At 66.2% G+C, this 11,992-nt stretch carries 10 protein-coding genes; 8 read left to right on the forward strand and 2 right to left on the reverse strand.

Features of this window, described 5'->3' with window-relative positions; all coding sequences use genetic code 11:
* The 6 genes from ACWD01_RS19755 to ACWD01_RS19780 form a co-directional block, all read left to right on the forward strand.
* The coding region (locus ACWD01_RS19755; RefSeq protein WP_451163713.1) for a hypothetical protein at nt 1–230 on the forward strand (230 nt) is incomplete at its 5' end.
* A gap of 254 nt (nt 231–484) precedes the next feature.
* On the forward strand, nt 485–2,503 hold the full coding sequence (locus ACWD01_RS19760) for a hypothetical protein (RefSeq protein WP_451163504.1): 2,019 nt from the start codon (nt 485–487) through the stop codon (nt 2,501–2,503).
* Between the two features lie 55 nt (nt 2,504–2,558).
* Nucleotides 2,559–4,061, forward strand: coding sequence for an SDR family NAD(P)-dependent oxidoreductase (locus ACWD01_RS19765; RefSeq protein ID WP_451163506.1), 1,503 nt, complete (start codon nt 2,559–2,561; stop codon nt 4,059–4,061).
* A 34-nt stretch (nt 4,062–4,095) separates the two neighbouring features.
* Nucleotides 4,096–4,914 (forward strand): rhamnogalacturonan acetylesterase, encoded by an 819-nt coding sequence (locus ACWD01_RS19770; protein ID WP_451163508.1) that lies wholly within the window; start codon nt 4,096–4,098, stop codon nt 4,912–4,914.
* Nucleotides 4,911–5,708 (forward strand): Ig-like domain-containing protein, encoded by a 798-nt coding sequence (locus ACWD01_RS19775; protein ID WP_451163510.1) that lies wholly within the window; start codon nt 4,911–4,913, stop codon nt 5,706–5,708. The genes ACWD01_RS19770 and ACWD01_RS19775 overlap by 4 nt, the downstream gene beginning before the upstream one ends.
* A gap of 5 nt (nt 5,709–5,713) precedes the next feature.
* Nucleotides 5,714–7,318: a glycosyltransferase family 2 protein gene (locus tag ACWD01_RS19780; RefSeq protein ID WP_451163512.1), complete on the forward strand. Its 1,605-nt coding sequence runs from the start codon at nt 5,714–5,716 to the stop codon at nt 7,316–7,318.
* A gap of 92 nt (nt 7,319–7,410) precedes the next feature.
* Here the strand turns inward: ACWD01_RS19780 and ACWD01_RS19785 are convergent, their stop codons facing one another.
* Nucleotides 7,411–8,427, reverse strand: coding sequence for a hypothetical protein (locus tag ACWD01_RS19785; RefSeq protein WP_451163514.1), 1,017 nt, complete (start codon nt 8,425–8,427; stop codon nt 7,411–7,413).
* Between the two features lie 385 nt (nt 8,428–8,812).
* On the opposite strand from ACWD01_RS19785, the gene ACWD01_RS19790 reads away from it, so the two are divergent.
* Together ACWD01_RS19790 and ACWD01_RS19795 are read left to right on the forward strand one after the other, a co-directional pair.
* Nucleotides 8,813–9,916, forward strand: coding sequence for an LCP family protein (locus ACWD01_RS19790; RefSeq protein WP_451163516.1), 1,104 nt, complete (start codon nt 8,813–8,815; stop codon nt 9,914–9,916).
* Between the two features lie 95 nt (nt 9,917–10,011).
* Nucleotides 10,012–10,398 (forward strand): NTP pyrophosphohydrolase, encoded by a 387-nt coding sequence (locus tag ACWD01_RS19795; RefSeq protein WP_451163518.1) that lies wholly within the window; start codon nt 10,012–10,014, stop codon nt 10,396–10,398.
* On the opposite strand, the gene ACWD01_RS19800 is transcribed toward ACWD01_RS19795, so the two are convergent.
* On the reverse strand, nt 10,395–11,909 hold the full coding sequence (locus ACWD01_RS19800; RefSeq protein ID WP_451163520.1) for an amino acid permease: 1,515 nt from the start codon (nt 11,907–11,909) through the stop codon (nt 10,395–10,397). The genes ACWD01_RS19795 and ACWD01_RS19800 overlap by 4 nt on opposite strands.
* Nucleotides 11,910–11,992 lie beyond the last annotated feature (83 nt).

Here is an 11,992-nt window from a genome sequence, read left to right on the forward strand (position 1 = left end):
GCCCGACGTCCGTGGTCCGCTCGGCGACCCGTCCCGTGCCGCTGTCGTACGAGTACCGGCTGACACCGATCACCGAGACGATCACCGAACTGCTCCCGGCACCGCGTAAGCAGTGCCGGGGCAGTCTGCGCTGCGCGCCCCAACTCGCCGCCTCAAGGCCGCAGATGCGGAACCCCACGGCAGTTCGGGTAGCCGTCCCCACCCCCGAACTGCACACCAAGAGTCATTGACTCATTACTTACAGCAATGATTGTAGGTGTGCGCGTCGCTTTTCGATGGGCAATTGATAACTCTTCAGCAACCAGTTCACAGAACGTTTCATTCAGGTTTCCAGCAGTCCAGACGCCGCTCTCTGTATGCATATAATTCCGCGGGCACTCACAAAATCCTCACAGTCGCCGCCCTGCCCTGCTGGCACAGCCGCCGACGGACCGTGACGTGCAGCACCGCATCAGGTGCGGCATGGTCGCCGCACGGTCACCACGTGGAAGGGGAGGCTCAGCAGTTCATGGGCAAGCAACAGCGGCAGGCTGCGGTGGGTGTCCTGATCTCGACCGCGCTCGTGCTCAGCTTCGTCGGCATGCTGGCGGCTGTGGTGATGGTCTCCCTCCCGCTCTTCGCAACCGCCGCGACCATCAGCTACCTGGCAGACCTGTTGCTGCACAGCAGTGACTCCTCGACGCTGGCCCGGCTCCGGGATTCGCGCTTCGGTCTCACCATCCGCTTCCTGATCCGCCAGTTCCTCCTCCTCGCCCTTTGCGGTGCCATCGCCGATCTCGACTCCTTCGTCGTCAAGATCACCTCAGTGGGACTGCTGCTGCTCTTCGTCCTCCAACTGGCATACGGGGCCGCACTCAAGCAGGTCCGCAGCAAGCGTCAGGCACTCCCCTTCACCACCCGCGGCCTCGACCTCGAAGCACTGGGCATCCGCCGTATGCCGCACCCGTTCCTGACGGACAAGCATGTGCGCAAGACGATGCACCTGGATGTGCCACTGGTGGCCGGCGCCCTTGCCACCATCGGCACCGACAACTGGAAGTTCGTCGCCTTCGGCGGCATCGCCACCGTATCCGTCGCGTACATTGCCCTTCTGGTTCTGCTGCCTGGCGCCTGGGCCGCGCTCATGTTGCCCACGACCGACGACGCACTCGACGAACTCAACCGGCAGCTCGCCGACTACCGGCCTCAGGTCGCCCTGTACTTCACGTTCGCCGCGGTGTCCCGGGACTTCATGTATCAGGTCAACATGTGGCTGGAGTCGCTGGAATCGCTCGATCTGCGGCCCATCATCGTGCTGCGAGAAAGAGCCACTCTTCGATATCTGGACGCAACGTCCGTACCCGTCATATGCGTACCGAAGGCCGACAATCTCGCCCGTGTCGAAATGCCCGAACTGCGCGTGACGCTGTATCCGGGCAATGCCGGCAAGAACGTACACATGCTCCAACGTGCTGAGGTCAAGCACGTCTTTATCGGCCACGGAGACAGCGACAAGCTGGCGAGCAGCAACCGGGTCAGCAAGGTCTTCGACGAGATCTGGGTGGCGGGCAAGGCCGGCCGGGACCGCTATGAGCGCATCAAGCACGCTGTCAGCAGCAACCAGATCGTCGAAGTGGGTCGCCCCCAGCTCATGCCGCTGCACCGCTGGAGCGGCTCTGTAGCGAACAAGATCCCAACGATCGTCTACGCCCCCACCTGGGAGGGCTGGACCGACGACGCCTGCTACACATCCGTCATCCCCGCCGGCGAAAAGCTGATGCGCACCCTGCTGTCGCACCAGCGGGACCTGCGGATCATCTACAAGCCGCACCCCCTGCTGGGTACGCGTTCACCCGCCGCCGCAGCGGCGCATCGGACGATCATCGCGCTGCTCCAGGAAGACAACGCACGCCGGTTCGGGCGTAAGATCACCGACTCCAAGAGCGCTGCCCGCAAGCTGGGCCGACTCGAGAAGCTCATCAGCGAGCTGTCCGAGCGGGGCGTGCGCTCGCGGTTCCCCGACCTCACGGAAGAGGAACGGACAGCGCGGATTCGCCGCAGCCGGAACCAGGCGGAGAACTTGTACTGGGCTTCTCTTCCTGATGAGGCGCACCACGTCGTCACCGAGCGCATTCCGACGCTGTACGACTGCTTCAACCACTCAGACCTGCTCATCGGAGACATGTCCAGTGTCGTCTCCGACTTCGTCGCGACGAGGAAGCCGTACGCGATCTTCAACCTCGATGGCCTGCCGGACGCCCAGTTCAGGAACGAGCAGCGGACGGCGTACGCCTCCTACCTGCTCGGCGCCGACTGCGAGGGCCTCGACGAGGCGATCAACGCGATGCTCACTCCGGAGGAGGACGTCATGGCGCCCTACCGGGAGCAACTCAAGGAGTACCTGCTCGGCGGCGATTACCCGCCGTCGATCGTCCGGTTCAACAACGCCGCGAATGCTCTGTACGCGCGGGGGCTGCGCGACTTCCCGATCGAGCAGCAACCCCAGGAGTCCCAGCCTGCGTGACCGCGCGTTCCCTCTGCCGCCGACTTGTCGTCCCTCAGCCAGGAAGTTGAAAATCTTGCCCAGCAGTGCCACACGAAGCCGTACCGTCGCCGTCGTCCTGGCCGGTGGTACGGGACAACGCATCGGACTCGACATTCCGAAGCAGCTTCTCAAGATCGCCGGCAAGTCGATCCTTGAGCACACCCTGCTTGTGTTCGAGCAGTCGCCCGAGATCGACGACATCATCCTGCTGATGACGCCCGACCACACCGAAGAGGCCGAACAGGTCGTCTCGCGGGCGGGTCTGAGCAAGGTCTCCAAGGTGCTGGCCGGCGGGGCAACGCGCAGTGAGACGACCAGCATCGCCATCCGTTGGGTATCGGAGCAGTCGTCGGCCGACGAGGACTGCAAGCTGCTCTTCCACGACGCGGTGCGTCCGCTGCTGTCCGGGCGCGTCATATCGGAGTGTGTGGAGGCACTGGAACGTTACCAGGCGGTGGATGTCGCCATCCCCTCGTCGGACACGATCGTCGTGACCCGCACGCACGGAGACGACGGCGAGTTCATCACCGAGGTGCCCGACAGGGCACGGCTGCGTCGAGGCCAAACTCCGCAGGGCTTCCGGCTGTCAACGATCCGCCGCGCATACGAATCGGCACTGGCCGACCCCGCGTTTCAGGCGACCGACGACTGCTCCGTAGTGGTGAAGTACCTCCCCGACGTGCCCGTTCACGTGGTGATGGGCGACGAGTACAACATGAAGGTCACCCAGCCGGTAGATGTCTTCATAGCCGACAAGCTCTTCCAACTCGCTTCGCACACCGCTCCCGCTCAAGCAACGGACGAGTTCTACCGGCGGGGACTTGAGGGCCGGACCCTGCTCGTGTTCGGTGGCTCCTACGGCATAGGCGCGGACATCGCACGGCTGGCGGAGGGCTACGGCGCACATGTGTACGCGCTGGGCCGCTCCACGACAGGAACGCATGTCGAGAAGCCGGAACACATCGACGACGCCTTCTCCCAGGCATACGCGGAGACCGGCCGGATCGACTTCGTCGTGAACACAGCCGGAGTGCTCCGAATCGGCCGCCTCGCCGAGACGGACAACGAAACCATCCGCGAGGCGCTCGAAGTCAACTACCTCGCGCCGGTGAACATCGCGCGCGCCGCCTTCAAGTACTTGAGCGAGACTCAGGGCCAGCTGCTGCTGTACACCTCCAGCAGCTACACACGTGGACGGGCCGAGTACAGCCTGTACTCCTCGACAAAGGCCGCGATGGTGAATCTGACCCAGGCCCTGGCCGACGAGTGGGCGGCGGACTGTATCCGCGTCAACTGCGTGAACCCGGAGCGCACCGCGACCCCGATGCGGACCAAGGCATTCGGACAGGAGCCCGAAGGCTCCCTACTCACTTCCGAGTCCGTGGCACGCAGCTCTCTCGACGTGTTGCTCTCGCGGATGACGGGCCACGTCGTCGACATACGCAAGCAGGACCCCACCTCCACAGGTGTGCACGGTTCCGGCTTCGAGCAGGCGATCACCTCGCAGCTGCGCCGACAGGACGAGACGGAGCTGTGAAGATGCCGACGATCGCCGTCCACCAGGGAGCAGCGTGAGTTACCCGGACCAGACTCACCGTGGCAGAACCAGAATCTTCGTAGCCGGCGACTCCACCGCGGTCACCCGGCCTGCCAGCCATCTTCCGATGGCCGGCTGGGCGCAGGCTCTCCCTCTCTTCTTGACGGAAGATGTCGAGGTCGTCAACTGCGCCCGGGCGCGTGCCAGTTCGAAGAGTTTCAGGGAACGCGGCCGGCTCCAATGGATCCTGGACAACATGAGCCCCGGCGACTACCTGATTTTCGGCTTCGGTCAGATCGACTGGAAGCCGGACCCGGGCCTGCACACCGATCCCTTCGGGAGCTTCCTCGAGCACATGCGGGCTTACGCGACCGGGGTTCGGGCAGTCCAGTCGCACCCGGTCGTGCTGTTGCCGTTCGAACGACGCAGGGTGGACCGTCATGGCAATGTCGCCCGCTTCCTGGGGGACTATCCCGCCGCGATGCGCCAGCTCGCGCAGGAGGAACATCTGCCCGTAATCGACCTGTACGGGCAGAGCCTTGCGTGGTGGGAAGAGCTGGGACCGGAGAACTCCAAGCATGTGTTCACCTATCTACGGCCGGGAGAACCGCTCCAGGAGATAGTGCAGGACGCGGACAACGTGCATGTGCGGGCCGAAGGAGCAATCGAGTGTGCTCGCTACGTGGCCCGCAGCCTGGTCACCCAGCAACTGGTTCCCGCCCACTGGGTGCGGGACCTCAATCGCCGCGAATTCGACTACGCCGAACTCGGCTGGCTCGATGACGAGACGTTCGCCCATCGCACCAAGACCCGCGTATCCGTTCTTCCTCCCGCGGAGGGATCCGCACCATGAGCTATCTGTTGTGCCGGGGGCAGGCCACCGAACCTTCCCAGGGCCTGGTGTACGCGGGCCTCTACAGCTCCGCGGACCCGCGAAGTTGGGTGGCGCCCGGCGAAATCGTCCACCTCGCTCTGTCCGTCGCACCGAGCGAAGGTGCTCCACGAGGCTGCGGCTATCTGCTGGAAGACTCTCTCGCCGACGGAGCCGAGGTTCTGTCCGTCCAGGACGTCGAGTACTTTCCTAAGCAGCGATGGTTCCGGGTACGGGCTGATGCCGGTGAGACCCGCACCGGATTCGTCCAGATCCGTATTACCCGGCCGCACGGTGCTCCCCGGCTCCGGCCCCAGATCACGGTCGCCATACCCGATGCCTCCGGGTACAAGCTGGTGCGCACCGGCCGTCTCAGCGACGCCTCGTTGCAGATTCGCACCCATGGGATATTCGGGCTGCGCATCACGACCGGTCGGAACAAGCCAGGAGCCGTGAACGTCTTGGCGACAGCGCCGCCGGGCAGCACCGTCATCTCCGCGACACAGCCGATCCACGGTACGTCCCAGGTGTCGCCCGACGGCTGGGTGACCTACTTGCCCGCGCCAGGTTTCACAGGCTACGACCGCTTCACCTGCGCCGTGGGCACCCTGGAGGCCACCAAGGTCACGGCGCCGGTGAATGTCTTCGTCGGCTCGCTGGACGAGTGTCCCGGCGTGTTCCCCGAGCACACCACCTCCACCGACTTCCACCACTGGACCTGGCCAGAACTGACCGGTGACATGCCCTGGCCGCAGGCACACCCCTCGAGCCGATGAGACCAATGACGAGTTCCGTACCTGTGCATCCTTCCGAAATCCGCGACGTGAGTGTGGTCGTCCGGGTCTGCAACAACGCGGCGTCGCTGCACGCCTGCCTGAGCTCGGTGATGGAACAGTCGATCGGCATCGAGCGTGTGGAGGTCATCGCGGTCGACGACGGCTCCACCGATGACAGTGCCACTCTGCTGGCCCGTATCAGTGCCGAGCATGCCGGCGTCGTGCGCGCCGGACACCAGTCCCGCGGTCTGAACCCCGGGAGTGCCCGCAACTGGGCCATGAGCCAGGCGACCGGACGCTACATCATGTTCCTGGAGGGTTCCGACCAGCTGGCGCCGGACGCTCTCGAACGCCTGGTCGCCGCTGGGGACAAGAACGAGTCGGACGTTGTCCTGGGCAAGCTCGAGAGCTCGGGCAAGCATGCGGTTGCATCGTCGATGTTCCGCCGAAGCCTGGCGTCCGCCGACTTGTACGACTCCCGGGTCTACTGGTCCCTCACGCCCGACAAACTGTTTCGCACAAGCCTGATCCATCGGCTCGGGTTGGAATTCCAGACCGACATGGTGATCGGCGAGGACCAGGCCTTCACCGCAGCCGCGTACGTGGGCGCCGACAACATCTCGGTCGTGGCGGACCGTGCCTGTGTGATCAAGGGCCCCTCGCCGGCCCCGCAGGTGTCTCTCACGGAACGCGTGAAACTGGGCGCTCGGATGATGAACCTGGTCAGCTCTCTGGTTCCGGCCGGTGCACACCGCGACCATCTGCTCTCGCGCCACCTCGAGGCGGAACTGGGCAAAGCCACAGGCAAGTTGCTCCTCGCCACCGACAACCAGGCCGAACGTGAGCTGGCCATGTGGGCCGCCTCGGACGTCCTGCAGTCCTGCCTCACACCGGGAGCGCTGGCCCTGCTCTCCCGCCCTCTCGCCGTACGTTACTCCCTGTTGTCGTCCGGCCACTTCGTCGAGGCGGAACGAATGGCGGCGTACGAGCAGGACAACGAACGGCCCGCACCTCGCAAGACCGTGGATAACGGCCGGGTGTACACAACGCTTCCATTTTTCAGGGACCCCGCCGTCCCGGTTCCGGACGAGGTCTTCGACATCACGGATCGGATGACCGTGAGTCACCAATTGACACGCGTCAGTTGGACCGGCTCGATCCTCGGGCTGGAGGGGTTCGCGTTTTTCGAGCAACTCTCTACCCGCGACCGCGCGACGAAAGTGGTCCTGCGCGAGCGATACACCGGTGCTGTGGAACGCTTCTCGGTGACCGCCCGGCGTGACGAGACGCTTCACAATGCCAAGGGCAAGCCACGGGCGATGGGGCGGTTCTCCGCACGCGTCAACGTCAGGCAGACGTCGACCGGTTGGCCTGTCTGCCCTGGAATCTGGGACGTGCACCTAGCGGTGAGCTTCGAGGGTGTGACTCAGGAGGTCCGGGTGGGACGAAGCCGCTCGGAAGACGTCGACACGACGAGTCGCAGGCCGACTGTCATCGCGCCGGCGAACGGCTCGACGCCCCACGAACTCGTCGCCACACCGTTCTACGACGACGAGGGCCACTTCTCGATCGAGATCGCCGAGCGTCTACCGTTGGTCAGCGCCCCGTGACTCCGCCCCATGCCGGCCTCGGTTCTGTTCGCCGGTACAACAGTTGGCTGCCGTCCTGCCGGCGTCCCGGGCTGCGGTGTGACGGGGTGTTGTCAGCCCACACATTCCCAAGGCCCGAAAGCGAGGCCCTGCTTGGCCGGGTCCTGACGGGTGACATGCAGCGAGCCGCCTTCATCGATCGCAGCAAGCGCTATGCCACCATTGCAGTCGAGAGTCATCTGGGGCGCCTCCGTCTCCGGACCACCGAGTTCGGCCCACCAGACGCCGTACCCTTCGTTCTCCGTGACGTAGGCAGTTACCTCGATGCCGCCCTCGGCCCCGGGCTGTGCCAGGACAGTGCAGTCGTAGCCATCAACCATCGCGCGGCACACACCTGGCGCTCCCCGGCCTCCGGCGCCACCCAAGGGCATCACACCGACGTCTTCCTGCTGGTTCAACGGACGCCAGGCGACGAGAGAGCCGTCACCGGGGTAACGCCAGAAGTACGTCGCCCGCTTGGGTCCCGTCTCACAGGCGGCAGCCGTGCCTTCCACCACGGCGACGCCGCTGCGACCAGCCAGGTTGAAACGTCCTTGAGCTGCACCTATCCACCGGTCCGCGCCGAATTGGCCGGCGACAAGAATCTCCAGTGGCCCACGCTCGGGCATGACGACAGCCAGTTCCCCACCGTGGGACTGCTCAGCAACGCTCTTCCATCCGCCCCATGCACCCTCCGGATTGCGGCTCCGCCGTACGATTCCGCCGTTACGCAGAGAGACAATGACGTGGACCGAACCGGAGCTTTGGTTCACCACGATCATCGGTCCCGAGACAACAACGTCCTCTGCCGGCCCCGCAGGCGATGCCGGAATACCCAGGCTCCGCCAGGGCGTCACTCCGCGTCCGGTCTGAAACTGAGTGGCAACCACGACCTCCGGTCCGCCCCCTGCCGCCGACTCCTGCCTAAGGGCGACGAAGTGGACGTATCCCTCGCGGCTCTGCGCAAGGGTCACATTCCCGGTCCAGCCAGGCACGGCTTCCAGGAACTCGGGGCCCTCCCAGTCATCGACGCCGGCGACACGTTCCGTCCAGCGGACGAGACCGTCGGGTGCCGTTGCATAGGCAGTCAACCGGCCGTCCTGCCCTCTGAAAAGCCAGCGACCACTCGGCGCGCACGGCGGCCCGCCGGGGCGGTGCACGCCTGGCGTCCGGTTCCTGATCCCCGCCGTTCTGCCGCCGTTCCTGCTGCGGATCACGAACCGATCCCCCCATCTCCGTCTCTGGATCTCCGTCACCATGTCGTCCGAGGTTCACGCGGGACGGTTGCCGCCGAATCTTGTCACACCCGTCACTTTGCATTCACAAGGGCGTAGTCGCCCCCTGAGGCCACACGACTCGAACATCCGTTTATTATTCACAACATCCTCACGCTGACGGGCCAGGCAGACTTCTCCGTGCGCCTGCTCAGCGTCCAGACGGAAGGGCCCCCGAGCAATGATCCAACGGACCACCGGAGTGAGACCGGCTGATCCGCAGGACGAGCAAGCCAGTCCCCGGGACGTCGCGGCCCGTCAGAACCGCCGCAAGCGAGCGAATACCAAGGGCAAGAAGAGGAAGACGCTCCGCATCGTTCTGCTGGCGTTCGTAGTCCTCCTGCTGGCCGCGGGAGGCACTGTCTACTGGCTGTACAGCAGCCTCGACGGCAACATCAAGGCCGTCGACATCGACAAGGCCATCGGCGACGACCGGCCCGAGAAGCTGCCGACGAGTGGTCAGAATCTGCTCGTGCTGGGGTCGGACTCGCGGGCCGGATCCAACGGCGGGCTCGCCGGAGGCAGCGTCAGCGGCGCCCGTTCGGACACCGCGCTCATGATCCACATACCCGAGGGCCGCGCCAGCGCCACCGCGGTCAGCATCCCGCGCGACACGCTGGTCACCCGGCCCGACTGCGTGAAGTCCGACGGCTCGACCCTGCCGTCCAAAGAGCGCGTGATGTTCAACTCCGTCTACTCCCTTGCCGGTCCGGCATGCGTGGTGAAGACCGTGGAGAAGATGTCCGGGGTCCGGATGGACCACTATCTGGAGATCGACTTCTCCGGCTTCAAGGACCTGGTGGACGCGATAGGCGGCGTGACCGTCGACGTGAAGGAGCCGATCCGGGACAAGGAGTCGGGCCTCGACCTCACGGCCGGGTCCCACAAGCTCGACGGCACCGAGTCGCTCGCGTTCGTCCGGACCCGGCACGGCATCGGTGACGGCAGTGACCTCGGCCGGATCGGCCTGCAGCAGCAGTTCATGATGGCGCTGCTCAGTGAGGTCAAGTCGCAGGACCTGCTCGGCAGCCCCGCCAAGTCCTTCAAGATCGCGGACTCGCTCACCCAGTCGCTGACGACCGACTCCGGCCTCGACTCGCTCACCAAGCTCGCCGACTTCGCGCGCAGCATGGACGGTGTCGACCCCGCGTCGATGGAGACGATCATGCTCCCGGTCGCCTACGACAAGATCGACCCGAACCGGGTCGTGGCCGCGGAGCCGCAGGCGACCGAACTGTGGAAGGCGATCCGCGAGGACACGGAGATCCCCGCCTCCGCGAAGAAGTCGCCCGCCACGGGCGGCTGACCGCCACTCATCTCCGGTACAGCCCCGGCCACCCGGTTACGACCTGGTGCCCGGGGCTTCCCGCGTCACGCCCCGCCGCCTGCCACCCTGGCCCCATGGACAGTCTCCCCGTGCTCCTCGTCGTCGACGGCGCCAATGTCGTCGGTTCTGTGCCCGACAAATGGTGGCGTGACCGGCGGGGGGCCGCCGAGCGGTTGCGGGACGGGCTGGTGGGGGTGGCGCGGGAGGGGGTCGAGGGGTGGCCCGGGCCGCTGGAGGTGGTGCTCGTGGTGGAGGGCGCGGCCCGGGGCGTGGCGTCCGTGCCGGAGGTCGCGGTGGAGTCCGCGGCCGGGAGCGGTGACGACAGGATCGTTCAGGTCGTGGAGGCGGCGGCGGGCCGGGAGTGCGTCGTCGTCACCGCCGACCGGGAGCTGCGGCGGCGGGTCGAGGCGTACGGCGCGCGGTGCGTGGGCCCGCGTGCCGTACGGCGGCCGGCCGACTAATACGTGGCGTCGGGGCCCGTGCGGCCGAGGCGGCTGTGGCCGCGGCCGTAGAGCGCGTACACGACGAAGCCGAGCGCCATCCAGACCGCGAAGCGGAACCAGGTCTCGCCGGGCAGGTTGAGCATCAGCCACACCGAGGCGGCGACCGACAGGATCGGCACCAGCGGCACCAGCGGGGTGCGGAACGCGCGGTGCAGATCGGGGCGGGTGCGGCGCAGGATGATCACGCCGAGCGCGACGACGACGAACGCGAAGAGCGTGCCGATGTTCACCAGGGTCGCCAGCTCGTTGATGCTGGTGAAGCCGGCGACGACGGCGATGATCACACCGAGCAGGATGGTCGGCCGGTACGGGGTGCGGAACCGCGGGTGGGTCTTGGAGAAGAACCGCGGCAGCAGGCCGTCGCGGCTCATGGCGAAGAACACCCGGGTCTGGCCGAGGAGCAGAATCATGCACACCGTGGTCAGGCCGACGGCGGCGCCGAAGCTGATGACGCCGGCGAAGAACGGCTTGCCGACGGACTTGAAGGCGTCGGAGAGCGGGGCGCTGGTCGACAGTTCGGTGTAGTGCTGCATGCCGGTCACCACGAGCGAGACGGCGACGTAGAGCACGGTGCAGATGAACAGCGACCCGAGGATGCCGCGCGGCATGTCGCGCTGCGGCACCTTGGTCTCCTCGGCGGCGGTGGCCACCACGTCGAAGCCGATGAAGGCGAAGAAGACGACGGACGCGGCCGTGAAGATGCCCATGACGCCGAAGTTGGTGGGCTCGTAGCCGAAGAGCAGCTGGACCAGGGGCGCGTCCCAGCCGGAGCCCTCGATCTGGCCCCGGGACTCGGGGATGAACGGGTCGTAGTTGGCGGCCTTGACGAAGAACAGGCCCGCCACGATCACGATGAGCACGACGCCGACCTTGATGGCCACGACGACCGCGGTGATCCGCGCGGAGAGCTTCATGCCGAGGACGAGTACGGCGGTCAGTACCAGGATGAGCAGGAACGCCAGGAGGTCGAAGGCGCCGCCGTCCACGTCGGGTCCCTGCAGCGCCGCGGGCAGATGCCAGTCGACGTTGTCCATCAGCGAGCGCACATAGCCGGACCAGCCGACCGCGACGACCGCGGTGCCGAGCGCGAACTCCAGCACCAGGTCCCAGCCGATGATCCAGGCCGGGAGTTCGCCGAGCGAGGCGTACGAGAAGGTGTACGCGGAGCCGGCCACCGGGACGGTCGAGGCGAACTCGGCGTAGCAGAGGGCCGCGAGGGCGCAGACCACGCCGGCGGCGACGAACGCGAGCGCGGTGGCGGGGCCGGCGGTCTCCTTGGCGACCTTGCCGGTGAGGACGAAGATGCCGGTGCCGATGATGACGCCCACGCCGAAGACCGTGAGGTCCAGCGCCGAGAGCGACTTCTTGAGCGCGTGCTCCGGTTCCTCCGTGTCCCTGATCGACTGCTCGATCGATTTGGTACGGAGGACGCCGCCCCTGCCGCCCGCGGGGTCTGTCTCTGTACTCACCGCTGTACCTCCACGCTCGTCGTCCCGACCATGATCGGGAGGCGGGGTGGTCGGTACGGCGCCGGACGGGGTGGAGTTCAACC

This window comes from Streptomyces sp. NPDC002835, from assembly GCF_053591995.1.

What these genes read in the sequence shown, in the direction of transcription:
- ACWD01_RS19795 (WP_451163518.1), top strand. Translation starts at nt 10,012, where the DNA reads ATGGACAGTCTCCCCGTGCTCCTCGTCGTCGACGGCGCCAATGTCGTC.
- ACWD01_RS19775 (WP_451163510.1), top strand. Translation starts at nt 4,911, where the DNA reads ATGAGCTATCTGTTGTGCCGGGGGCAGGCCACCGAACCTTCCCAGGGC.
- ACWD01_RS19780 (WP_451163512.1), top strand. Translation starts at nt 5,714, where the DNA reads ATGACGAGTTCCGTACCTGTGCATCCTTCCGAAATCCGCGACGTGAGT.